This is a genomic window from Streptomyces sp. NPDC048278 (assembly GCF_040652195.1).
Taxonomy (GTDB): Bacteria; Actinomycetota; Actinomycetes; order Streptomycetales; family Streptomycetaceae; genus Streptomyces.
Map to the genome: position 1 here is coordinate 1 of NZ_JBEZLP010000060.1, position 21,419 is coordinate 21,419.

Here is a 21,419-nt window from a genome sequence, read left to right on the forward strand (position 1 = left end):
GCGAGGTCCGGTCTCACCAGGTGCAGGTACTCGGGTGCGATGGGCATGGGCCGAAGCTAGCGCGAAAGACGGTCCTACTGAAAGGTTTCGGAGGAAAACTTTCAGCAGAACCGTCTTTGACGTCGCGCTGGCGCCCGGACATGCAACAGCGCCCCCGGTCCGAAGACCGGGGGCGCCGCGACCCTGCCCCACCGCGTGGCAGCTGGTAAGGGGCGGGCCGTCAGTCCGGCCCCGGCGGGCCGTCTCCGCCGGGGCCGGAGCTCTACCAGCGCAGGCCGACGGCGTCCATCGGTCCCTTGCGGATGTAGGGGTTGGCGTGCTCGCCGGCGCCGTGGCAGTCCGCCGCGCTGCGGGTGCACAGGGCACCGCTGGAGTGTCGGGACGCGCAAAGGCCAGCGGCGCGGTAGCCCGCCCCGTCGGCTGCGATGACGATCGCGACCGCTGTACTTGCAGGGGTCACCGCGGCGCCTCCCCCGGGAGGCATACGGTGTGGGCGTAGCCGGGGTACAGCTGCGTCAGTCCGTCCCAGACGACGGCCACGGCCCGCTCGCCGCTGCCGATGGGGAGGAGACAGCCTGCCGTGCAGCGCAGGGTCTCCCCCAGGGCGGCACACGCAGCCTCGTTCTGGACGCGGCGGCCCCGGGCGACCATGCAGAGCGCGCCCTGCTGACAGGCACCGCAGCTCTGGAGGTGCGTGTACCAGTCGCCCCAGGTGATGGCCCAGGCCAGCCGCGCCAGGTAGCAGACCGCGCAGCTCCGGAAGCGGGTCACCCCTGGTTCGAGGTCGATGCTGGTGGCGTCGAGGGCAGCCAGGCACCACATGCAGTCCCGGCCGGCGCGGGACTCAGGGGTGAGCTGGTCGGGCAGGCGGAGCATCACCAGGCGGTGCAACCATTCCTGGTCCTCGGGCGTGATCGTCATCAGGGTCACCGTTGCGGCTCCTCGACCGAGGCGCGCACCGCGGCGTCCACCAGCTGCGTCACACGCGCCTGGTCGCAGAGCTCGCCGAGTGATGGCATGGGCACGGCCCAGTACGAGGCGTCCTCGGCTGGGGCGGCCAGGGTCCGATCCGCTGCGGGTACGCCGAGGAAGGTGTCTTGCCCGAGCAGGTCGACGCCAGCTCTGCGCCAGGCCGAGGGGCTGGTACGGCCGCGGACGGCGCCGCCGGGGACAAACGGGTAGTACATGTCGCTGTGCGGGTCACAGATGACCGGTCCGCCGTCGAGGGCCTCGGCCAGGTAGGCGTCGGTGTCCGCCAGCGTCTCGGTGCCGGCGACGACGCGGACCAGGCGGCCGGGGATCCGGATGGTCGAGAAGAGGATGCCTAAGCGCAGGAGCGCCACCCCGCCTGCCTGCCATTCCATGCGGGCCCGGTTCCTGCTGGGCCCTTCGAGCGAGGACAGAAGCCAGTGCTCGGCGGCGAGGTACCGCGCGCCGGCAGTTTCGATGACTGTCCCTGGCTCAGTGCCGACGTCGTCGGCGACGTCTGTCTGGTTCTGGGGCATGAGCTGCTCCCGTTGCTGTGCGTTTGCTGACCGTGACAGCCTGCCAACACAGCAAGGGGCCTCCGTTCACAAAGTGTGGACGGAGGCCTTGCGGAATCCCTTGACGCCAGAACGTGGTACTGCTAAACGCCGCTCCACTGGGCGAACTGCCGCAGGGGTTCGGCAGCGCGTTGTCGTGCCCGCAGCAGCGTGCCCACGGTCTCGTGTACTTCGGGGTGATAGCGGGTGAGCTGCGGCGCCAGGTCACGCGCGCCCTGCAGTGACGTCAGGGCCTCGTCGTGGCGGGCGGTCCAGGCCTCCGCGGCTGCCCTGCGAATGAGGAATCCGGCCACGCGGGTGGGCTGGTAGTCGTCGGGCCAGTGCACCCCGGCGGCCACCTGCACGGCCGTCTCGTAGTCGTCGCGGTACATGGCCATGTCGAGCTCGCCGAGCCGGACGTTGAGGTCGCCGAACGCCAGCGCGTACCGGGCCCCGGGCAGTTCTGCAGCTGAGTCCGCGGCGACGGCGGCCCGGGCGAGGTCCTGGGCCTGGCCGAGCCAGTCGCCGGCGCCGCTGTAGTCCTCGGCTGCAGCGGAGAGTGCGGAGGCGCGCAGGATCAGCGTCCCCCGGATCGCCATCGTCGAGGGCTCGCCGTCGTCGTCCAGGTCACGGAGGGCGGCACGGACGAGGGCGACGCCGCGGTCAGGGCGCGCGGTCTCGGCATGGGTCATCGCAGCGCGCTCGTACCGTTCGACGGCCACCTGGCGCGGGTCACCCGAGTTCGGCGCCGAGGCGGCCATACGGGCCAGGGCCTGACGGGCGAGGCCCATGTAGCCAAGGCGGTACGCGACGATCGCCGTAGTCCTGGCGACCTCGGCGAGCATGTTGTGTGCGCGCTCGCTGTCGTGGCCTGGTGCTGCGTCCTGCGCGGCGACGGACAGCAACGAGATGAGCTCCGGGAGTGCCTCGGCGACGGCCGAGAAGTCGCCGGCCGAGCGGCGCTGCGCCACTTCCTTGGTGGCGGTGGCGAGCTCGTCGAGCGTGCGGGGCGGCAGGCTGTCGTCTGGGATGTCCCAGGAGTCGAGCGCGCTGGTGATGGGGCCCAGCAGCGCGTCGAGTTGGTCGGCCTGCAGCATGTGGATGTAGGGCTGTCCGTGCAGAACGGAGACCGTGACGCCCAGGGCGCGGGCAAGAGCTCCTGTGATGGACGGGCTTGCTGCTCGATCGCCTGTCTCGATCATGGCGATCATGGACCGGCTGACGTTGGACCGGTTGGCTAGCTGGGTCAAGGAGAGATCGCGGATGGTGCGGAACTCACGGACGCGAGATCCGACGCCGATTGTGGGTTGACTGGTGTCGGGCATACTGACTCCCGTTGCGTTGCTGACACTCGCAATGTACGCCGGGGCCGCCCTCGGTGTACCTCCGTTGGCCCCCGCCACACCGGCGGGGGCCAACGCATTTGCCGGAGAACGGCCGTGCCCGACGAGAGGCTTGAGCGTGTCTGTGTGGCGGAACCTCGGCGAGCGCACCGTTTACGAGAACCGGTGGGTGAAGGTCGCGATGGCAGATGTCGAACTGCCCGATGGCCGGCACCTCGACCACACCGTGATTCGTCTGCGCCCGGTCGCGGTGGCCACCGTCGTCAACGAGGCGGGCGAGGTCCTGCTGCTCTGGCGCCACCGGTTCATCACGGACGCGTGGGGGTGGGAGCTCCCGTCGGGCGGTACCGGTGAGGGTGAAGATCCGACGGCGGCTGCGGCACGCGAGTTCGAGGAGGAGACCGGGTGGCGGCCGGGCCCGATGCAGCTGCTCTTGGCGGTCGACCCGATGCCGGGCATCTCGACGTCCCACCACCGCGTGTACTGGTCCGACCGGGCCGAGCGGATCGGCGAGCCACGCGACGCTCACGAATCGGCACGCCGCGAGTGGGTCCCGCTGGAGCGGGTGCCCGAGCTGGTCGCGCGCGGGGAGATCCGCTCGGCGAACGCGGTAGCCGCGCTGCTGATGCTCCACCATCTCCGCCGCAGCTGAGGCGCGGCACGACGAAACGCCCCCCTGTACGGCCCATGCGGGGCCGTACAGGGGGCGTTGTGGTGTCAGCGGGTGAACAGGGCGAGGAGCCCTGCGGCGGCCCCGACGACGCCGGTGAGCATGCCGACCGCCGCCGCCGGCCACCGGTTCTTCTTCAGGGCCTCGACCTCGGCGCGCAGCTCGTCGACGTCCTTGCCATGGTCCGCGCGCAGCTCGCCGATCTCCTTGGCGGTGTCCGTGCGCAGCTGGACCAGGTCGCGCTCGTTCCGGTCGGATCGCTCGACCAGGACGGCGAGGCTGCCCTCCACCCGCGCGAAACCCGTCTGGACCGTGCCGCGGAGCCGCTCCAGTTCGACGGCGACGGTCGCGGAGGCCTCGGGGACGGTCACTGCCTGCTCGCGTCGTCGGTGCGCAGCCAGCTCGGGAGCAGCGCCTGGACGGAGGGCAGCGCCATCACGCGGGTGAGGCCGCCGGCGACCGCGAGGGCGCCGGCCACCCAAGGCAGGGAGGCCGGGACGCCGGACGCGTCGACGATCCCCGGGAGCGCCACGCCGACGCCGACGGTGGTCTGCAGCACGGTGCGCATGGTGCGCTTCGTAGCGTCCTTCATCGGTCAGTCCTCCTGCAGTCGGTCGCCGAGCTTGGCGAGGGCGGCCTGGGCGCCGGCCTCGGCGGCTGCCTGGATCTCGGCCGCCGTCAGCCCGCCGCCCTTGGCGAGCTCCCCGACGGTGGCCGATATCGCGCCCACCTGCGCGGTGAGCGCGGTCACGGCCTTGTTCGTACCGCGGGTACGGGTGACCAGGTCCCGGTAGACGGTCTGCCCGGTCCAGCCGTGGCCCGGGCTGCCCTCCTTGGGGTCGTAGTCCGCGGCGTCCGCCGGCGCGTCGTAGACGCCGTCCGTGTGGAACAGCCGCTTCTCCAGCTCGTCCGCGATCTTCGTGATGTCGTCGGCGCTCAGGGCCATGTCGTCCTCCTCGGTGGTGGTGTCGCCCTGCGCCCACGCGCGTAGCGCGGCCTCGGACAGATAGGCGATGTTCCGGTCGTAAGGCCGGGACGTGAACTGCCAGAACAGCGGCTTGACGCCGCTCACGGTGGGCTGCGCCGTAGCCTCGGCGCGCGGCCAGTCGGCCTCGCCCCAGGGGTAGCGGGGGAACCACAACGTGGTGCCGGCGGGCAGGTGGCCGGCCGCGACGTCGGACGCGCTGGTGTACACGCCGACGCGCTGCCCGGGGTACGCCGCGGCGACGAGGCGGAGCCACTCGGCGACCCAGGCCTTGATCTGCTTGGCGCTGCGGCTGCCGTAGTTCCTGCCGTCCGAGTAGCGCTCCAGGTCGAGCCAGTGCACCATCCCCGGGCGGGCGTACGGCCGTACGGCGGCGATGTAGTTGGCGGCCTCGGCCGTGACCGACTGGGTGGGCCACGCGAAGTGGTAGCCGCCGGGGACCAGGCCAGCCTTGATGATGCCGGCCATGTGGGTGTCGAACCGGTCATCACGCGAGTGCTGGCCTTCGGAGGCTTTCGCGAAGGCGAACACGACACCCTTGGCCTTGAGGGCCTGCCAGTCCTGGGCGCTCTGGTAGGCCGAGACGTCCATGCCCCGCGAGGTGGCCATCAGGCGCCGCCTGCCTCGTCGACCGGCGTGAAGTCCAGGTAGTACGAGGCACCCGGCGTGAAGGTCACGGCCGGGTTGTCCACCTGGATCGTGAGGCTCCCGGACGGCGAGGCCTTGGCGTACCGCTGGTCCTCGGGCAGGTCCGGGTCGTAGACGGCCATGAACTCGTAGGACCGGGCGGTCTGGCTTACCGCCGGCCCCCACTTCCTGAGGGTCTCGGTGTTGCAGCGGAACTTGGCGCGGACGGGCATGGGACGCTCCTTCGGTGTCCAGGGGTGGTTCCAGCCGCGGTGGTCGTGGCGGCAGCAGCCGCAGACCGAGCAGCGGCAGTCCTGTGCGGCCACGGGGCCTCCAGGGCATGAAGAAAGCCCCGGCCGGTCGGCGCGGGGCTGGTGGCGTGAGGACGTGGGTCAGGTGACTTCGGGCTGCGGATCCAGGAGGGTCGCGGTGAGGATTTCCATGTGCTGTCCGCACTTCCCGCACTGCACGAAGCAGTTGGTGCCCGCGTTGCTGTAGAACTCCGACACGGTGAAGACCTGCTCGAAGTTGACGCACTCTTCGTTGTTGTCGCGGGCCGTGACCTCGTAGTACATGCCCGGCAAGAACGTGGTGATCTCGCTCGCACTCATATGCCGATCACCAGCCAGTTCACCCCGGTCGTCGTGGTGTTTTGCCGGTTCAGCCACACCGTCAGCCCGCTGCCCGTCACGTTGTTGGCGCTGGTCCCGGTCACGCCGGTGTTGGCGCCGGTGGTGCCGGGCACGGACGTGTTGGGTGACGTGTAGGCGATGAAAGTGCTGCCCTCCAGGTCGAGGCCGCTCACCGTCGCCGAGGTCGGCGTGTTCGCGGCCGACGGCGTGATGGAGACCGTGCCCCAGGCCAGGTTCGCGGCCGTCAGCACCCCCGACACGTCCATGTCGCAGGGCCCGGCCTCCACGTCGTCGTCGGTTCCGCGGGTGCCACTGATCAGGAAGAACGGTCTGCCGCCGCCCGCTACGGAACTCAGGTCGGCCATGGCCTGCCAGTCGGAGTCCTGAAGGGATCCGGACAGCAGAAGCAGGTCACTCCCACTCTCGGGGATCACGTCATAGGAAGCCTTGGCCGGCACTTCGGCGATGCCGTCCTGGACTGGCGCATACCGCAGTTCGCCGTAGGTCAGGGACGCGTACACCGGGATCTCGTCGGCGGCCAAGTTGCCACGCGTCGTCAGCCCGCCGCCGCCCTCGCTGGTGGGGCCCAACTCGGCGAGGAGGGTCTGCCCGTCGGCGCTGTAGATCCGCAGGCGCCCGACGGTCGCCGTGCCCATGCGCCGCGCGGCCCGCAACTCCTTGACCTCCTTCTCCAGAGAGGCCAGACGCCGTGCCAGGCTGGTGGCGTCGGCGGGCAGCTGATCCAGCTGCTTGGGCATCGTTACTCCTCCACCAGGATGGGCCGGATGCGGTCGGCGCCGGCATCGAGTTCCCACGACCAGCAGCGGGCGGTCACGCTGGCACCCGAGGGGTGGCGAGGGGAACGTTCGACGGCGAGGCGTGCTGTGTCCCCCAGCGCCCAGTCCTGGCCGAGGCGGGGAGCCCGGGAGGCGACGGCCTCGATGCTCCACACCTGCGCGCCCTGCGACATCAGCGTGAGGGACTGAGCGGCGTGCGCGTTCAGCTGGTCGGGGTCGGTGACCCCGGTGGCCGGGGTGAACCGGTACTCCCAGCGCGGCCACCCGGCGGCGATCAGCGCGGTCGCCTCATGGACGCTGGAAGTGAGCCGGTCGATTCCCTCGCCCTCGCCGCGGGCGATGACGGTGGTGGCGCCCTTCCCGGCCTCGTAGGACTCGGCGAGGCCGTAGGAGCTGACGCAGCCCGGGAAGTCGAACGTGACCGGAGTCGGCGTCTGGACACCGATGGCCTGCCGGACGCGCAGCGGGAACTGGAAGCCGGAGTGTGTCCCGTTCCAGGTGACGTCGATGGTCCACTCGGGGCCGCCGTCCATGCCCATCAGCTCGGCGAGGCAGGACAGGGTGCTCTTGTCGTCGCCGTCCTCGGTCGTGTAGTCGAGCGAGATTCCGATGGTGGGGGCGTCGATGACGATCGGCGGCCCGTTGGTGAGCGCCGGGGTGACGAGTGCGCTGACGATGGCTGCCTGGTCGGTGGCGAGCAGTGTCTGAGTGCCGGGGTATCGGCGGTCGAGGTAGGTCTCCAGGGTGGCCGCGCCGAGGTCGACGGTCTGCGCGCTGCCGGCCTGACGGGTGAGGACGGCACCCGCCCAGACGGGGGTGTCGGTGGCGGTATCGACGGCGACGAGGACGGTGCTGCCCGGGGTAGTCGCCTCGTCCCAGTTGTCGGCGGCGCCCGGCAGGTTGAGGGTGGCCTGAAGCGTGGTGGCGTCGCCGAGCTTGCGCGACAGGGCGCCGGACGGCGTGAGGGCGGGGAGATCCTCGATGATTCCGCCGGTGCGCAGGTCGCAGCCGTACCAGGCCAGTTGGTAGGGGCCGAGGGTCACGACACTGCCTCGTACTGGCCGACGATGTTGAGGCGGTTGCCGGAGGCCCACGTCCACGGGCTGAGGGAGTCGACGACGCCCGCCTGGAGAGCCACGCTGTTCACGGCGGCGGAGGAGACGTTGAGCTGAAGGTTGAGCCCGTCGCTGGTGGTGACCGCATTGCCGGAGACGCCGCGGCTGGTGCCCGCCTCGTAGGTGACGCTGGCCACCGGGTAGGTGAGCATCGCCGAGGCGACCGGCAGCGTGAACTGCCAGTTGTCGCCGGTGGTGGCGGACGCCCCGAAGTTCGTGGTCGACCCGAAGACGATGTTCATCCAGAAGTTCACCAGGCGGCCGAGCTTGTAGTAGCGGCAGTCAATCGCGGCGTTGCCGTAGGACGGCGAGTGCAGGCCGGTGCTGGTCGTCCAGGTCGGCGTCCAGGCGGTCGAGGCGCCCGGCACTTTCTGGTAGGTGTCCCAGGTCGCCCCGTTGTACCTGAGGAGGTTGGTGCCGTCGTCGTAGTACTCGCCGGTGTACGGGCTGGTGGGCGCCGTCGACGAGGGCAGGATCCCGCCGGGCGCCACCGTGTACGGCCGGACCGCCGTAGACACCGAGGCCGTGCTGCCGTTGGACACGGACAGCACGCTGATGGTGGCGATCGGCATGTAGATCTGAGTGCCAGCCGGTGTCGGCGCGACGGGCGACGCCGACGGAGTCCCGGCGAGGTAGACGATGTCGGCCTTGTTCAGGCCAGACGCGTCGACCGAGTTGTCCCACACCCTGACGTAGACCAAGTCCAGCCTGTTCAGGGTGGCGTGGGCGGCGGTGTACGTGCCGGGCGACACCGACGTCGGGAACGCGCACCGGTAGACGCCCTGCCCGGCGTAGGCGACGGTCGCGACGCCGGCCGAGACGTTGATGGTGGTGCCGGCGAGCGTCGTGGTCAGGCCCGGGTCGGCGGGCCGGACACCGGAACGGGCACCGAGGGCAGCCCCGTTGCCCATGACCATCATGGAGTCGACGTTCCGGGCCTCGATGCCGCTGAAGGCAAGCGTGTCGATGGCCCACGGGTCTACGGGCACGGTGGCCTCCTCACATCCAGGCTGACCGCCACCGGGCGGTCAGCGTCGCGGTCGCGTTGTAGGTGGACGACTGGAACTGGTAGGTGACCGACCCTCCGGCCTGGATCGTCGGCCAGCCGCCCGAGACGGTCAGGAACCGGCGCCGGGAGATACTCCCGTTGAGCAGGACGGTCCGCGCGTCGGTGTCGATCGTCAGGACGTCGCCGGCCGCCAGGTCGAGGGAGTAGATGAGCTGGCGCACCGTGCCGTCCGGGTACAGGGCGCCGATCGAGGGGGCGGTGACCGGGCCCGTGATGGTGAGGACTGGGCGCGTCTCGAAGTCCCCGCTGTTGACCGCGGCGATGGTGCCGGCCACGGTCGTCGCCGAGAACGTCACCGGGAACGTCACCGGGAAGGTGAGGCCGCCGGTGGTGGACGGCAGCGGGGTCGTGCCGCTCGACAGGTCCGTGCTGTAGCGGCGTGGGTCCGCGGCCGTCACCATCACGCTGTACGTCGCCGTCGACCCGGTGACGTACTGCATGAGCGGCTTCCCGCTGCGCCGCACGGCCGCCTGCTTGGGGACCGTCTCGGACACGATCAGCAGGGTGTCGGCGAGGCCAGCCGCTGCGCGCAGCTGGTCCATCGCGTCGTCGAGGAGATCCTGGGACGGGGCGACGATCGTCCCGGCGAGGGTGATGGGCCGCGACGAGAGGTAGACCGGGGAGGCCCACGCGCCGTGGTCGGCCTCCCGGTCGGTGAACTCCGACCGCGACTCCGGGGAGTCCCAGCCCTCCATCGTCTGGAGGAACCAGGCCACGCCGTTCGCGTCGACGGCACCGAGGGTGAGCGTGCCCAGGGTGGCCTGGAGCCCGTCCAGCACGGTGCCCGGCGTGTACGGCATCCGACATCCCCCTTCAGCCGGTGAACGAGATGATGCGGGCGATGTCGTGCGCCTGCTCGGCGGCGCTCTGTTTGGCCCCGTACAGGTTCACGGTGATCTGCCGGGACACCTCCCGGGCCACGGCCGCCATCGACGTGCTCGCGCCGTACCGGCCCGCGGGCACCAGCTGGTAGCCCATCGCGGACGCCGTCTTCGCGAGCAGCCCCCGGGACCGGGCCGAGTTGTTCCACGGGATCCAGGACTCGGGGACGCCGGCCTCGGCGCCGAGGACCATCGTCGGCCTCGACAGGATGCCGCCGGCCGCCATCGCCACCCCGCCCTGCTGGTTCCACTGCCGGACGAAGGTGTCCTTGTACGTGCCGGGGAGCGCCTTGATCTGAGCGGTCATCTTGGGGACCAGGGCGCGGATGGTGGCCACGTCCAGGCCCGCCGAGATGAGGTCGGAGAACCCCTTGCCGGGCCCGCTGCGCAGCGTGGAGAGCAGCAGCAGCGAGTTGGTGAGGTCGTCGCCGGTCAGCGTGCCCTCGGCCTTGCCGACGGAGGCGTTGGCCTTCTTCGCTGCACCGCTGTCGCTGACCGCCTGGTGGGCGAGCTCCATGGCGCTGGAGTCGCCCTGCGCGGCCAGGGCCTGGGCGAGGTCGCCGAAGCCCTGCGCGGCCAGCTTCTGGAGGTCGGCCGCGAACTGCTGGGACTCCTTGGTCGACCCGTTCAGCTGCTTGGTGAAGTCCGCGAGGGTGGCCTTGGCGAGTTCACCGGTCTTCTCCAGTTTCGACGTGATCGACTTGAACTGCTTGTCGGACGCACCCGCGAGGGCGTTGACGAGGGCGTACCCGTCCTCGCCCATGCCCTCCAGCAGGGCCTGGAGGTCTTTGCCGCCCCTCGTGCCGATCTTGTTGAGATTCGACCGCCACTTCTGGGTCGCGGCGAGGCTCTTGTTCAGCTGCGCCTCGTAGGCCTTCAGGTTGAACGACGTGGGCGCCTTGGCGCCCTTGCTCACCCCGAGGGCCTTGTCCGCCGCGTAGACGTCGGAGCGTTCTTTGGTGACCGTCTTGTCCGCGGCATTCTTCGCCGACTGGGCTTTGTCGCGCTTCTCCTCGGCCGCCCGCAGCTGGGCCGCCGTGTGGTGGCCCTTCCGTACCCGCTCCAGGTTCTTCTCGGCGTCGCGGAGGCTGTCGGCCGCCTTCGCCTGTGCCTTGAGCGCTTTGTTGAGGTCGTCCCAGGCCTTCTTGAGGTCCTCGACCTCCTTGTCGTAGCGCTCCTTGGCGTCCCCCGGGCCGCCGAGCACGGCCTGCCCGGTCGGCGTGTACGTGAACCCGGGGATCCCGCCGCCCGCCAGGCCGCCGCGGGCCAGCCGGTTCGCGTTGATGGCCTGGAGCAGCCTCAGGTGCTTCTTCGTCGACTTCGCGTTCACCACGAACTCGGTGTTCGCCACCCTGCCCATGGCGCCGCTCGCGAACAGCGCCATGATGCTGTCCGAGGTCCCGGTTCCGGGCCCGCTGAGCAGACCGTTGGGGGCGATCTGCACGGCGCCGCCGACCCCGTAGCCGGGCACGAGCCCGCCGCGGGCCTGGCCGCCGCGGGGTACCGGCAGGTCGCCGCCGCTCTGGACCTTCTTGTAGTACTCGGTGGTGTAGACGCCGACGCCCACGGTCCTGCCGTGCACGCCGTCGATGTAGCCCTGGATCGCCTGGGCTGCCGCCCTCGGGCCGCCGGTCGGGAGGGTGATCTCGACCTTCTTGCCCTTGGTGTTCTTGATCTTGAAGCCGAGGTCTTCGAGGGCCTTCCGGGCGTCCCCGGTCAGCGCGTCCATCGTGAAGGTCTTGCCCTTGGTGTTCTTGACCTTGTCCTGCACCGCCTCCAGGTCCTTCATGGCGGCGGCGGTGTGCGCCTGGACGTCGGTGGACGCCACCGGGGGGAGCTGCAGGTAGGCGGACGTCAGCTTGTCGATGGCGTCCTTGGAGAAGCCGGCCGCCGACATCTGCTTCTTGAGCAGGGTGATGTCCTGCTCCAGGACCTTCTGGCCGGCCTCCTGGGAGTCCTTCTGCTTGGCGACCGCCTCGGCATGGTCGAGGGCGGCCTGCGCGGCGTCCAGGAACGCCGACTTGACCTTGCGGCCCTTCTCCGAGGTGACGTCCAGGCTGTGCCCGTTGTCCTTCACCGCCTGGGTCAGGTCGGCGACCGACTGCCGGAAGCTGATCTCCTTCTCTGCGGCGCTGATGTTGACCCCGTTGAGGGTGTCGAGGGCGTCGCTCAGCTTCTCTGCTGCCGTCCGCTGGTCCTGGAGATCCTTCGCGGTGGCCGCGACCTGGGAGCCCAGTTCCTTCTGGGAGTCCTTGGTCAGCTTCCCGTCGGTTGCCGCGGTCAGCAGGGCGTCGCTGTAGCCGGGCAGCAGGGTCCGGAACTTCTCGGTGCTGGTGCCGCTCTCCTCGGCGGCCTTCGCGTACTCCTTGAAGTTCTTCGCGGCGACGTCGGCGTGACCGCCCTGGACGAGGTTCGTGAGGGACTTGTCGATCGCGTCGATCTTCTCGCGGGCCCGGTCCAGGTCGGTGTGGGAGAACGGGTCGAAGGTGCTGAAGAAGTCCTTGGTCCTCTTGAGCCCGGAAGGGTGGGCGATACGGGCTGCGGCCTCGCCGACGCCATCCAGATCCTTGCCGAACTTGGCGGCGGCCTCGCCCGTGACCTTGCCTTGCTGGGCGAAGTCCACCATGGCCGCTTCCAGCTTGTGGACGTTCGGGGGTGCCGCCTCGAACTGGTCCGCCACGCTGCTGACCGCGTACCCGACCGCCGCCAACCCGATGATGACGTTGGTCATGCGGCCGAGCCCGTACATCGCCGCGCGCGTCCGGTCGGCCGTGAGCCCCAGCTGGGTCAGGGCCGTGCGGGTCTGGGCGACCCTCGGCAGCAGCAGGAGGAACCCGGCCACGGCGAGCAGGGTCGCGCCGCCGATCCCGCTGAACAGGGTCACCGCGTGCTGGAGCGGTTTGGGCAGGTCGTTGTAGGCGTTGACCACGGCGGTCACCCACTTGACCATGTCCCGCAGCGCCCCGTTGGCGCTGGAGCCGCCCTCGATGAGCGCGACCTCCAGGGCGCCGCGCAGCCGCTGGAAGTCGCCGGCCAGGTTGTCGGTCTGGATGGACGCGGTGCGCTCGGCCGCGCCCTTGTCGTTGACGGCCTTGACGTACTGGTTGATGCCCTTGGAGCCCAGCTCGTACAGGATCGTCGCGGACCGCACGGCGTCGCTGCCGAAGATGGTCGCGAACGCGGCGTTCCTCGCCTCGGGGGTGAGGTTCTTGAAGGAGGACTGGAGGTTCCCGGCCAGCTTGGACAGGCCGACGAACCTGCCCTGGCTGTCGTAGGCGGAGAAGCCCACCTTGTCCATCATCTTGCGGGCCTCGTCAGACTGCGGGACGAGCCGCTGCAGCATCACCTTCAGCGACGTACCGGCGTCCGAGCCGATCAGGGCGTGGTCGGCGAATGCGGCCAGCGTGCCGACGGTGTCTTCGAGGCTGAGCCCGGTCTGCTTGGCGAGCAGGCCGCCCTGGCGCAGCGACATGCCCAGGCCGTTCATGTCGGCCGCCGACTTGTTCGCGCCCGCGGCGAGCACGTCGGCGATGTGGACGACGTCCTTGCCGTGCAGGCCGAAGGTGTTCATGGCCTGGGCGGCGATGACCGCGCTGTCGGCGAGGTCCATCTGGCCGGCCGCCGCCAGTGACAGCGTGCCCTTGAGGGCGCCGCCGGTGATGTCCGCGACCGAGACGCCGGCGCGCGCCAGCTCGGCCTCGGCGTCCGCCGCCTCGCTCGCCGTGAACTTGGTGGTCTTGCCCGCGTCCAGGGCTGCCGACCGTAGGTTGGCCATCTCCTTGGCCGTGCCGTTGGTGACGGATCGGACGTTCGACATGGCCTTGTCGAACTTGGCCGCAGCAGCGACCGCGACGGCGAAGCCGGTGACCATGACGGCGCCGACCTTCGCGCCGATCCCGGCCAGCTGGGAGGTGCGGTCGGAGGCCTGCCGCAGTGAGCGGGTGTACTGGTTGACGTCGGCGCGGAGCCGGACGGTGACGGTACGGACGGCCATGTCACCTCCCGGCGGGGTGCAGGGCCGTCAGGCCGTTCTACGGGTGATGTGAATGTGCAAGCCGTCCGAGGAGCCCTTGTTGCCGTCCTGGTAGGCCTTCACGGCCTTCGCCGAGGTGGTGCAGGCGTGGCAGAGGATCGGCTCGGCGACGTACTCGAACTCGTTCTCCCGGGCGGTGGCTTCGCCCCACGGCTGCCTACAGTCCGGGCAGGTGTCGGCCTCTACCGCATGGAGGGCTTCCGCCCATGCCCGGTCCTCGGGCAGCCACAGCGGCTCGCCCTCGGCGACCACCCGCCCGAGGAACACGCTGCGGGGGACGCCCCAGGACCGGGCGGTCTCTAGCTCGCGCCGCCAAGGCCCGCCAGGAGTGCGGAGGCGGCCAGTGAGAAAGGGACCATGTCCGAGCTGTTGTGGACGTCCCACGCGGCGTCGAACAGCTTCTTGATCTCGCCCTCGTTGATGACCTCGAACAGCTCGATGACCTGCTCCTCAGTCATCTCGGGGTCGACACACGAGGCAGCGATCAGGGCGCGCGGGAACGACACCGAGTCGAACAACTCCTCGCTCTTCTCGGATGGGTGCGCGGCCAGCAGGTCCGAGTAGGCCTTGTCGCCGATGTACCGCAGCTTGAACGGCACCTCGGCCGCCCGGGCCGCGTCCCGCGCCTCCTTGAGCTGGGCGGCGATCGCGCGGGCAGGGTGCTCCGAGGTGAGGTCGGAGGGCTCCCAGTCCTCGTTGACCTTGGTGAGCTCCTCGGCAAGACGCTCGGCCTCGCCGGCCAGGTCGCCCCGGATGCACACCATGACCGTGCGCTCCCGGGGCTTGGCCTGCTTGAGGATGTCCTGGATGTTCGGCATCAGGCGACCGTCGCGGCGGTCGCGGGCGGGCTGGTGATCTTGAGCGGTGACACGAACTTCATGACCTCGTTCGCGGCCGGGGCGGTGTTCTGCGGCTCGCCGCACGTGGCCGGGTAGATCTCGGCCTTCTGGCCGGCCGCCCAGGCAGTGGCGTAGGCGACGCCGCGGCGGATGGCCAGGTAGCCAGACACCCCGTACTTGAGGGTCGTGTACGGCAGGTCCTCGGCGCCCGTGGTGCCCCGCTTGAAGGTGAGCTCGGCGTCGTAGCCGACGCGGCCCACGGTCTTCGTGTCGAAGGTAGATGCCAGCGACGACGTGTCGACGTCCGCCGTCGACGGGTCGACCTTGAGGCCGTCCGGCGTGATGCGGGCCGTGAAGTCGTTGCCCGCGGTCAGCTCGGAAGCCGTCGGGGCGTTGATGTTCGCGATGGACGACACCCAGAACACCCGGGTCATGCCGTCATTGATCAGGTCGGACATGGGCCCTCCTCAGGGCACGAAAAAAGCCCCGAACGACGGGGCGAACGGGACAGGGCGGTGTGGGGCGTCAGATGACGAGGCTGGCGACGGTGACGCTGGTCGTCGCCGAGTAGGTGATCGACGCGCTCACGCCGTCGGAGGGCGACGCGAACAGGTCCGCGGTGATCGGGCCGATCATCTTGTCGCCAGTCGTCGCCGGGACGGTCACCACCAGGTCAGCGGCGGCCTGCCCGCGGACTTTCGCCGTCGCGGAGATCGTGACGGTCATGCTGGAGCCGTTGGTGTTCTTGACGTGCAGGAACGAACGGTCGCCGCACGTCACCGTGGTGGACGCCGCGGCGGCCGAGTAGGTCGGGGTCAGGCCGCTCAGTGCGACGACCTGCTGCGCGAGAAGCGCCATGAGGGTCTCCTATCCGGGAGTTGAGCAGATTCGGTACTGGACGGGCACGAACCACACGGGCGGGGTGACGTCGTCGTCCCGCGCGACCGGCGGCCCGCCGAGGTCCTCGGGCGGCCAGCACGAGCGGCCCTCCACAATCAGCGGCCCGGCGAGCGCCTGGCGGACGCGGCCGGCCACCCACAGCGCGCGCTCGGCGCTTCCGCCGACGCAGGTGATCTGCATGGTCGCGTCGAAGTCGGTGCGCGCGTCGGCGAGGGACTCCCGCACGGCCATGCCCGGGTCCGGGTACAGGACGGCGAAGTGGTCGGGCGGCGTCCATCCGGCCTCCGTGGGTGCGCCGCCCAGGTACACCGTCAGCTCGGCGGCCTCCAGCGCGGCCTGGACGGCGTCGGCGTGCGGCAGGACATCAGGGACGGTCACCGGTTCACCACCAGGCCAGCCCACGCGAGACGACGACTTCCATCGCGGCCTCGAACCGTGGCGTCTCTGCGGCCAGTGCACGGCCGCCGTCGTTGTGCGGCGGGTTCTTCACCGACCCGTACTCCAGCAGGTTGCCGAGCGCACCCTGCGGAGCGTCCTTGTCCGGGCCGATCCGGGCGTCGGTGATGTCCGGGCCCACCGACAGCAGGTCGTAGCCGACCGAGGCCGGGTACGCCGGCGCATGCCGCCCGGACGACGCCCGCGCGTTCTTCGCCCAGTCCCGCTTCACGTTCAGCGCGCCCTTGCTGACGACCCTGCGGGCCTCGCGCCGGACGAGCGGGATGCTCCGGGCCAGGTGCTCCTCAAGACGGCGCACGTCGCGCATGTCGAAGGGGTCTTCCATCAGGATCGGTCCTCCGTCGTGATCCGCCAGGCCGTGGTCTGGCCGCTGAACTGGGCGCCGGTCACCCACAAGATGAGACCGGCCATGCGCGCGTCCGGGGAGGCCGTGACCTCGATCCGCATCCCGGGCACGATCCGCTTCCCGTCCGGCAGCGGCGTATCCCAGGGCAACGCGACCTGGTACTCCAGCAGCCGCACCTCGCGGTCGGACGCCTGGACGTCCTCCCCGGAGGCCTGCGCGACCGGCTTCACCCGGCCTTTGCCGGTGTACAGAGTGGTCTGGGCGCCCGGCGTCGTGGTGCCGGTCGACCTGTCGAAGCCGTCCGGGACCTGCTCGTACAGGCGGACGATATCGAGCATGCGGGCCTCGGCCGCTGCCCGGCCGGCGGCGAGGGAGCCGTCGACGCTCATGACGCTGGCTCGCACGGGGCGCCAGGGACGATGCTGAACGCCCTCTTCTTCGGGGGCCGCAGCTCGTCCATCTCATCCTCGGACAGGTACACCTCGCCGCGCGAGCGCGACGAGTCGATGGTGTACGAGTAGTCGTCGACGGACTCCTGCCGCTTGCCGTCCGGGTTGCGCAGTACGCGCAGCACCATCGCGCAGCAGACCTTTTTCGACACGGCGGTCGGCGCGGTCCCGTACTGCGGGAAGCGGTCGAGGATCAGCGCGATCGCGTCCTCCAGGTTCGCGGTGGCCCGGCGCTGCTCCTCGGCGGTCATGTCGCGGCCGAGCCGGTCGGCCACGTCTTGCAGGGTTGCCAGGGCCACCGCCCCTCCCCTCTACAGGCTGGCGAGGACTCCGGTCAGCAGGCCGTGCTTGCGCTCGTTGCCGTACTTCAGGCCGACCTCGCCGTAGAGCTGGGTGCGCTCGGTGGCGCCGGTCTTGGCGAGCGGCTCGGCGAAGAAGTGGCCCTTGCCGGGGGTCTCCAGGTAGACCGGCATGCACTCCTCCAGGGAGGTGACCATGATCTTGTGCTTCGGCATGTGCCGGTCGAGCATGATGTTCAGCACGCCGAAGTCGGTCTGGATCGTCTGGAGGTTGACGCCGCCGACCGACCGGGAGGTCTCCATGTACTTCCCGTAGGCGTTGGCGTAGGCGTCGGTGACGCCCCGCTTGGAGGTGGAGCCGACGACCAGGGTCGCGGTCTCGGACTCCATGATTCCGCCGTTGTCGAAGACGCTCTGGAGCAGGCCGTCGATGGCGGCCTTGCTGACGGCGGCCAGCTTGGTGACGTTGGCGGTGCCGTCGGCGCCGGCCAGGTCGATCGCGGCGCCGCCCTTGGTGGCCGCCAGTTTGAACGTGTTCGTGGTCGGGCTGACGACGTAGTACGGGGTGTCCGCGCTGATGCCGGTCAGGCTGACGATCGTGTCCAGGGTGACCTGGTCGTTGAGGACCAGGCCGTGCGCGTTGAGGGTGAAGGCGTCCGTGCTGATCGCGCCCGCCGCCGAGCCGAGCGCGGTGCCGGCGCTCGTCACATTGGTGGAGATGGCCTGGATCATGCCGCGGGTCTTGCGGACCGTGGTGTTGTCGGTCGGCTTCTGGTAGAGGCCGTTGAGGAAGGACCACTCGACGTCGCGGCCCATCTGCTTGAGCATCTGCTCGACCTGCCAGTCCAGCTCGTTGCGGACCGGGTTGGTGGCCTCGATGTTCAGGCCGGAGTGCGCGCCGACCGCGGCCAGCTTGGTGTACGAGACGGCGACGGTCTCGTGGTGGATCTGCGTGATGTTGTCGACCGACCCGCGGACCCGCTCCTGCGCGGTCGGCGCGTCCTGGCCTTCGAGCGCGGTGTTCTGGCCGGCCGAGCGCAGGTCGAAGGTCTGCCACTCGAACTCCTTGGCCGTGGTCTGGCCGCCTCCGGTCAGGCCGCCGATCGCGGAGAAGAACGGGGTGTCGTCCGGCGTCAGCTGGTGGAGGATGCCGGTGTAGTTGGGCAGGTTGTACGTCGTGCCCAGGGCGGTGATGCTGCCAGCCATGGGGGCTCCTTAGGTGCGGGGCACGGCGTGCGCCTGCCCAGGTGATCAGTTCTTGACGTTGGCGAGCTTGCTGTTCTCCAGGGACAGGACCGTCCGCCAGTCGCCCTTCGCCTTCGCGTCGGCGATCTGCTGGTCCACGCCGCCCGGAGTGCCGCCGGGCCGGGGGCCCTGCGAGGGGTCGGGGCGTGGCGTGCGCGGGCCGGGGTCGCCAGCCGCCCAGTGCGGCTTACGGGTCAGCAAGTCGTCCAGGGCGGCCGTGATGGCGGCCTGGTCGACTGTCCCGTTGTCCGTGAGGTACGAGCCGCCCTGGAGCGCCTCGACCGCGTCCAGGGGGTCCTGGAACCGGCCGGCGGCGAGCGCCTGGACGCTGGAGGACACGGCCAGCCGGGTCGCGCTCTCCGCGCGGGCCTGGGCCGCCTTGAGGGCGTCAGCCTGCTTCTCCGCCTCGGTCTTGTCGCGGTCCTCGAACTCCTGAATCCGGGTGGCCTGCGTCTTGGACAGGGCCTCGGCGTCCTTCGCGCGCTTCTTCCACTCTGCGAGGGCTTTCTCCCCCTCGGGGCCGAGCGGCGGATCGTTCTCCGGGTTACCGCCCGCGGGCGGTATCGGGGCAGGGGCGGGCGCCGGCGGCTGAGGAGCCGGAGGCGAGGGAGGAACGGCTGGTCCGGCAGGCGGCTGCGGGTTGCCCGCAGGCGGTACCGGAGGGGTCGTCGGGTCCGGAGGTGTGCTCATTGCTGCTCCCGTTGCAGGAGGTTGGGACCGTCGGCGTTGCGCCGGGGTCAGGTCAGGTAGCCGAAGCGCCGGAGCATGGCCAGCGCTTCTTCACGGCTCTCGGCGAGCCGGAAGATCTCCTCGGGCATCAAGCGGGGCGTCCTCAGCTGGAACTGCGGCAGGCCGCGCCGGACGTCGTCCCGAGACCGCGCGAACCGCGTCCCTGTCCGCTCCTCGGTGCGGGCCCGCTCCAGCCGGTAGAACGCGCCGCGGCGGGTCGCGCCCTCCGTGGTCGCCAGGACGTCCCGGCCGTAGGCCGTCATCGTCGCCATGCCGCGGCGGGCGTTGACGACCTGCGCCATGTCCGCGCCTTCACGGATCGCGCGGGCACCGGCCAGGCCGAACACCCGATCCTGCTCGGCGCGGGACAGGCCGCGGAAGTAGTCGTCGGGGTCGATGAACCCGTGCCGCCCGTGCTGGTTGCGGGCGATCAGCGTGGTCGGCAGGTGGATGCAGTCGCACCGCGGATGCCGCTGGAAGCCCTTGTTCCAGCCGTACTCGCGCCCGGCGAGGATGACGCACCTCGCGCACGCCGGCGGCTGGACGACACGGACGTAGCCCTGGATCGTGCGGCGCCCGGCCATCGCCACCCCGGTCGCCCCGCGGCCGGCGTCCGCGACCTGGGTCGAGGTGATCCGCAGGGCGCTCGCCAGAGAGCCGCGGAACGCGTCCTCCATGGACTGCCCGGCCAGCATCCGCACCTTCCAGTCGATGACCGGCTGGTACAGCAGGGACAGCAGCGGGCGTCCGTCCGAGGCAATCCCGGCGAAAGCCGAAGGCACCACCCGCCCGGCCGCCGCCGGGTCGGCGTCCTCGGCGGACTGGACGTCGTCCAGGTACGGGTCGGCGAGCCGCGCCGACTGGGTCTGCGCCTCGGCAACGGCCGACATCAGCAGCGGGGACAGCTGCTCCCACGACCCGGAGATGTCGGCGCGGTCGATCCTCCGCCACAGCGCCTGCACGCGGGTGACGGCCCGCCGCACGATGAGCTGCTGCCGCCGGTACTGCGCGAGAGCGACCTCCCGCTGAAGCGTGCCGACCACCGGTCACCCCACCGGCACCGGGTCGGCCGGGGTCGGCGCGGCGGCCGGGTCGGGGCCCGGCTTGGGCCCGTACCCGGCCGCGTAGTCGCCGGCCATGGCCCGGTCCAGAGCCCGTTCGTCCATCTCCCGCATCCGAGCCAGCTGCCCAGTGGTGTAGCCGAGGTCCTCGCGACCTTGCTCAACCGGGATGACGTTGGCCTGCACCAGCTTCACCGTGGCATCCGCCTTCTGCGCGAACGTCGGCGTGGATGGGTCGCGCCACATCGTCTCCAGCTGCTGAAGCCGCGGGTCCCAGTCGCCGGAGACGATCCGCATGATGAGCCGGTTCGTCCGCTCGTACCCTTCGCTGAACGGCTTCTGCTTGCGCTCGCACCTCTTGATCAGCCGGGTCTCGCGCGAGCGGATCGCATCGGCAGAGGCCGCGTCGTCGGCCGCCAGGCCCATGTAGTTCGGGGGCAACGCGGCGAGCGCGGCCACGATCCGGGCGAGCGATTCGATCGTGTCGGTGAAGTTCTTCAGGTCCGCGGCCGGGAACTGGATGACGTCGGCGCCGTCTTCCTTGCGGGTCTTCGACGTTGACCAGATCCGGCCCGCCAGCCGTGACCACACGGACAGCTGCTTGCCGTTGACGTCGACGAAGTCCTCCTCGTCGAAGCCGAACGCGGCCCGACGCGGCAGTGCCTGGAATTCGGCGCCCACCATCAGGTCGGTAGCCATCTTGCAGGCCGCGTCCGAGACGGGCAGGACGGCCTTCAGCTCGGACACGCCGCCCGGGATCAGCAGGCGCCCGCGGTTGGGCAGGACGGCGCACATGGGCTCGCCAACCTTGTGGTCGTCGCGGTCGATGACCGTCCATGTGCCGGGGCCGGCAGACTTGAAGTGCACGGTGGCGTTGGGCCGGTACAGGGTGGCGTACCGGTCCCGGACGGCCGCCGTGAGCGGGTCGATCTCGTTGTACCGCTTCAGGGCCGCGCGGATCTCGCGGGTCGCGGGGTCGAAGTCGGCGTACATCTGCAGCGCTGACTCGGCGGTCACCAGTGGGGTGGTCGCGTCCTTGGCGTTGGCCCCGACGACGAGGAAGGACCGCTTCATGGCCAGGGCGTCCGTGTGGGCCTGCTGGCTCTTGACGTCCATCCCGTTGGCCTGCCAGATCCGCCACAGCTCGTCGTCCGCCGAGTCCGTCTTCGGGTATCGGAACCCTTCGACGTCCAGGCGCTCCTCGATGGCGTCGACGACCAGCTGCGGCCAGTTGATGACCACCTGCCGGATCTGGTCGCCGATCTCCTTCAGCAGCTCCGGGTGCATGTACGACAAGGGCTGCTCGCCCTCGTAGTAGTTGTTGTACTGCTTGAGTTCCTGGAGCTCGTTGTCGTGGCAGCGCGAGAGGAAACTCGCCCAGTCCTCTTCGGACAGATTCAGGTCCACAGGCCGCCTCCCC

Annotated in this window: 27 protein-coding genes; 1 reads left to right on the top strand and 26 read right to left on the bottom strand. The window is 70.3% G+C overall.

Going from position 1 to position 21,419, the window contains the following annotated elements:
• Nucleotides 1-262: 262 nt before the first annotated feature.
• The 4 genes from AB0D74_RS48230 to AB0D74_RS48245 form a co-directional block, all read right to left on the bottom strand.
• Nucleotides 263-460, bottom strand: a complete 198-nt coding sequence (locus tag AB0D74_RS48230) for a hypothetical protein (protein WP_362602246.1) — start codon at nucleotides 458-460, stop codon at nucleotides 263-265.
• On the bottom strand, nucleotides 457-930 hold the full coding sequence (locus AB0D74_RS48235; protein ID WP_362602248.1) for a hypothetical protein: 474 nt from the start codon (nucleotides 928-930) through the stop codon (nucleotides 457-459). The genes AB0D74_RS48230 and AB0D74_RS48235 overlap by 4 nt, the downstream gene beginning before the upstream one ends.
• The gene (locus AB0D74_RS48240; protein ID WP_362602251.1) at nucleotides 927-1,505 is read right to left on the bottom strand and encodes a hypothetical protein; all 579 of its coding nucleotides are present in this window, start codon (nucleotides 1,503-1,505) and stop codon (nucleotides 927-929) included. Before AB0D74_RS48240 ends, AB0D74_RS48235 begins: the two co-directional genes overlap by 4 nt.
• Before the next feature lie 122 nt (nucleotides 1,506-1,627).
• Nucleotides 1,628-2,848 (bottom strand): helix-turn-helix domain-containing protein, encoded by a 1,221-nt coding sequence (locus AB0D74_RS48245; protein ID WP_362602254.1) that lies wholly within the window; start codon nucleotides 2,846-2,848, stop codon nucleotides 1,628-1,630.
• 136 nt (nucleotides 2,849-2,984) lie between these two features.
• Between AB0D74_RS48245 and AB0D74_RS48250 the strand changes: the two genes are divergently transcribed.
• Nucleotides 2,985-3,518: an NUDIX domain-containing protein gene (locus AB0D74_RS48250; protein ID WP_362602257.1), complete on the top strand. Its 534-nt coding sequence runs from the start codon at nucleotides 2,985-2,987 to the stop codon at nucleotides 3,516-3,518.
• Between the two features lie 65 nt (nucleotides 3,519-3,583).
• Here AB0D74_RS48250 and AB0D74_RS48255 read toward each other — a convergent pair whose 3' ends face one another.
• The 22 genes from AB0D74_RS48255 to AB0D74_RS48360 all read right to left on the bottom strand — a co-directional run bounded on the left by AB0D74_RS48255 (nucleotide 3,584) and on the right by AB0D74_RS48360 (nucleotide 21,406).
• Nucleotides 3,584-3,907, bottom strand: a complete 324-nt coding sequence (locus AB0D74_RS48255) for a hypothetical protein (RefSeq protein ID WP_362602259.1) — start codon at nucleotides 3,905-3,907, stop codon at nucleotides 3,584-3,586.
• The gene (locus tag AB0D74_RS48260) at nucleotides 3,904-4,128 is read right to left on the bottom strand and encodes a hypothetical protein (protein ID WP_362602261.1); all 225 of its coding nucleotides are present in this window, start codon (nucleotides 4,126-4,128) and stop codon (nucleotides 3,904-3,906) included. Before AB0D74_RS48260 ends, AB0D74_RS48255 begins: the two co-directional genes overlap by 4 nt.
• Nucleotides 4,129-4,131: 3 nt before the next feature.
• Nucleotides 4,132-5,130 (bottom strand): glycoside hydrolase family 25 protein, encoded by a 999-nt coding sequence (locus tag AB0D74_RS48265; RefSeq protein WP_362602263.1) that lies wholly within the window; start codon nucleotides 5,128-5,130, stop codon nucleotides 4,132-4,134.
• Entirely contained in the window at nucleotides 5,130-5,474 is a 345-nt protein-coding gene (locus AB0D74_RS48270) for a hypothetical protein (protein ID WP_362602267.1), read from the bottom strand. The genes AB0D74_RS48265 and AB0D74_RS48270 overlap by 1 nt, the downstream gene beginning before the upstream one ends.
• A 66-nt stretch (nucleotides 5,475-5,540) precedes the next feature.
• Nucleotides 5,541-5,759 (bottom strand): hypothetical protein, encoded by a 219-nt coding sequence (locus AB0D74_RS48275; RefSeq protein ID WP_362602270.1) that lies wholly within the window; start codon nucleotides 5,757-5,759, stop codon nucleotides 5,541-5,543.
• On the bottom strand, nucleotides 5,756-6,538 hold the full coding sequence (locus tag AB0D74_RS48280; RefSeq protein WP_362602273.1) for a hypothetical protein: 783 nt from the start codon (nucleotides 6,536-6,538) through the stop codon (nucleotides 5,756-5,758). Before AB0D74_RS48280 ends, AB0D74_RS48275 begins: the two co-directional genes overlap by 4 nt.
• 2 nt (nucleotides 6,539-6,540) lie before the next feature.
• Nucleotides 6,541-7,620, bottom strand: a complete 1,080-nt coding sequence (locus AB0D74_RS48285) for a hypothetical protein (protein ID WP_362602276.1) — start codon at nucleotides 7,618-7,620, stop codon at nucleotides 6,541-6,543.
• Nucleotides 7,617-8,681: a hypothetical protein gene (locus tag AB0D74_RS48290; RefSeq protein ID WP_362602279.1), complete on the bottom strand. Its 1,065-nt coding sequence runs from the start codon at nucleotides 8,679-8,681 to the stop codon at nucleotides 7,617-7,619. The genes AB0D74_RS48285 and AB0D74_RS48290 overlap by 4 nt, the downstream gene beginning before the upstream one ends.
• A 10-nt stretch (nucleotides 8,682-8,691) precedes the next feature.
• Nucleotides 8,692-9,561, bottom strand: coding sequence for a hypothetical protein (locus tag AB0D74_RS48295; protein ID WP_362602282.1), 870 nt, complete (start codon nucleotides 9,559-9,561; stop codon nucleotides 8,692-8,694).
• Between the two features lie 13 nt (nucleotides 9,562-9,574).
• A complete protein-coding gene (locus AB0D74_RS48300; protein ID WP_362602285.1) occupies nucleotides 9,575-13,636 on the bottom strand; it encodes a phage tail tape measure protein in 4,062 nt (1,353 codons plus the stop codon).
• A gap of 27 nt (nucleotides 13,637-13,663) precedes the next feature.
• Complete coding sequence (locus tag AB0D74_RS48305) at nucleotides 13,664-13,927, bottom strand: hypothetical protein (protein WP_362602288.1); 264 nt, start codon at nucleotides 13,925-13,927, stop codon at nucleotides 13,664-13,666.
• Nucleotides 13,928-13,974: 47 nt separating this feature from the next.
• The gene (locus AB0D74_RS48310; RefSeq protein WP_362602291.1) at nucleotides 13,975-14,493 is read right to left on the bottom strand and encodes a hypothetical protein; all 519 of its coding nucleotides are present in this window, start codon (nucleotides 14,491-14,493) and stop codon (nucleotides 13,975-13,977) included.
• Nucleotides 14,493-14,972 (bottom strand): hypothetical protein, encoded by a 480-nt coding sequence (locus AB0D74_RS48315; RefSeq protein ID WP_362602294.1) that lies wholly within the window; start codon nucleotides 14,970-14,972, stop codon nucleotides 14,493-14,495. Before AB0D74_RS48315 ends, AB0D74_RS48310 begins: the two co-directional genes overlap by 1 nt.
• A gap of 67 nt (nucleotides 14,973-15,039) precedes the next feature.
• Nucleotides 15,040-15,372, bottom strand: a complete 333-nt coding sequence (locus tag AB0D74_RS48320; protein ID WP_362602297.1) for a hypothetical protein — start codon at nucleotides 15,370-15,372, stop codon at nucleotides 15,040-15,042.
• A gap of 9 nt (nucleotides 15,373-15,381) precedes the next feature.
• Nucleotides 15,382-15,792 carry a hypothetical protein gene (locus tag AB0D74_RS48325; protein ID WP_362602300.1) on the bottom strand — a complete coding sequence of 137 codons (411 nt, stop codon included), beginning with the start codon at nucleotides 15,790-15,792 and terminating at the stop codon, nucleotides 15,382-15,384.
• Between the two features lie 4 nt (nucleotides 15,793-15,796).
• Nucleotides 15,797-16,195, bottom strand: a complete 399-nt coding sequence (locus tag AB0D74_RS48330) for a hypothetical protein (protein ID WP_362602303.1) — start codon at nucleotides 16,193-16,195, stop codon at nucleotides 15,797-15,799.
• The gene (locus AB0D74_RS48335) at nucleotides 16,195-16,605 is read right to left on the bottom strand and encodes a DUF6093 family protein (protein ID WP_362602306.1); all 411 of its coding nucleotides are present in this window, start codon (nucleotides 16,603-16,605) and stop codon (nucleotides 16,195-16,197) included. The genes AB0D74_RS48330 and AB0D74_RS48335 overlap by 1 nt, the downstream gene beginning before the upstream one ends.
• Nucleotides 16,602-16,964 carry a Gp19/Gp15/Gp42 family protein gene (locus AB0D74_RS48340; RefSeq protein WP_362602309.1) on the bottom strand — a complete coding sequence of 121 codons (363 nt, stop codon included), beginning with the start codon at nucleotides 16,962-16,964 and terminating at the stop codon, nucleotides 16,602-16,604. Before AB0D74_RS48340 ends, AB0D74_RS48335 begins: the two co-directional genes overlap by 4 nt.
• A 12-nt stretch (nucleotides 16,965-16,976) precedes the next feature.
• The gene (locus AB0D74_RS48345) at nucleotides 16,977-18,170 is read right to left on the bottom strand and encodes a DUF5309 family protein (protein ID WP_362602312.1); all 1,194 of its coding nucleotides are present in this window, start codon (nucleotides 18,168-18,170) and stop codon (nucleotides 16,977-16,979) included.
• Between the two features lie 45 nt (nucleotides 18,171-18,215).
• On the bottom strand, nucleotides 18,216-18,899 hold the full coding sequence (locus AB0D74_RS48350; protein ID WP_362602314.1) for a hypothetical protein: 684 nt from the start codon (nucleotides 18,897-18,899) through the stop codon (nucleotides 18,216-18,218).
• 47 nt (nucleotides 18,900-18,946) lie between these two features.
• Nucleotides 18,947-19,981 (bottom strand): hypothetical protein, encoded by a 1,035-nt coding sequence (locus AB0D74_RS48355; protein ID WP_362602317.1) that lies wholly within the window; start codon nucleotides 19,979-19,981, stop codon nucleotides 18,947-18,949.
• A gap of 3 nt (nucleotides 19,982-19,984) precedes the next feature.
• Nucleotides 19,985-21,406: a phage portal protein gene (locus tag AB0D74_RS48360; RefSeq protein WP_362602320.1), complete on the bottom strand. Its 1,422-nt coding sequence runs from the start codon at nucleotides 21,404-21,406 to the stop codon at nucleotides 19,985-19,987.
• Nucleotides 21,407-21,419: the final 13 nt, after the last annotated feature.

Bases quoted from the DNA above. Each gene is read 5' to 3' on its own strand.
- AB0D74_RS48240 (WP_362602251.1), bottom strand. From the start codon at position 1,505: ATGCCCCAGAACCAGACAGACGTCGCCGACGACGTCGGCACTGAGCCA.
- AB0D74_RS48245 (WP_362602254.1), bottom strand. From the start codon at position 2,848: ATGCCCGACACCAGTCAACCCACAATCGGCGTCGGATCTCGCGTCCGT.
- AB0D74_RS48260 (WP_362602261.1), bottom strand. From the start codon at position 4,128: ATGAAGGACGCTACGAAGCGCACCATGCGCACCGTGCTGCAGACCACC.
- AB0D74_RS48265 (WP_362602263.1), bottom strand. From the start codon at position 5,130: ATGGCCACCTCGCGGGGCATGGACGTCTCGGCCTACCAGAGCGCCCAG.
- AB0D74_RS48275 (WP_362602270.1), bottom strand. From the start codon at position 5,759: ATGAGTGCGAGCGAGATCACCACGTTCTTGCCGGGCATGTACTACGAG.
- AB0D74_RS48280 (WP_362602273.1), bottom strand. From the start codon at position 6,538: ATGCCCAAGCAGCTGGATCAGCTGCCCGCCGACGCCACCAGCCTGGCA.
- AB0D74_RS48295 (WP_362602282.1), bottom strand. From the start codon at position 9,561: ATGCCGTACACGCCGGGCACCGTGCTGGACGGGCTCCAGGCCACCCTG.
- AB0D74_RS48300 (WP_362602285.1), bottom strand. From the start codon at position 13,636: ATGGCCGTCCGTACCGTCACCGTCCGGCTCCGCGCCGACGTCAACCAG.
- AB0D74_RS48310 (WP_362602291.1), bottom strand. From the start codon at position 14,493: ATGCCGAACATCCAGGACATCCTCAAGCAGGCCAAGCCCCGGGAGCGC.
- AB0D74_RS48315 (WP_362602294.1), bottom strand. From the start codon at position 14,972: ATGTCCGACCTGATCAATGACGGCATGACCCGGGTGTTCTGGGTGTCG.
- AB0D74_RS48320 (WP_362602297.1), bottom strand. From the start codon at position 15,372: ATGGCGCTTCTCGCGCAGCAGGTCGTCGCACTGAGCGGCCTGACCCCG.
- AB0D74_RS48330 (WP_362602303.1), bottom strand. From the start codon at position 16,195: ATGGAAGACCCCTTCGACATGCGCGACGTGCGCCGTCTTGAGGAGCAC.
- AB0D74_RS48335 (WP_362602306.1), bottom strand. From the start codon at position 16,605: ATGAGCGTCGACGGCTCCCTCGCCGCCGGCCGGGCAGCGGCCGAGGCC.
- AB0D74_RS48345 (WP_362602312.1), bottom strand. From the start codon at position 18,170: ATGGCTGGCAGCATCACCGCCCTGGGCACGACGTACAACCTGCCCAAC.
- AB0D74_RS48350 (WP_362602314.1), bottom strand. From the start codon at position 18,899: ATGAGCACACCTCCGGACCCGACGACCCCTCCGGTACCGCCTGCGGGC.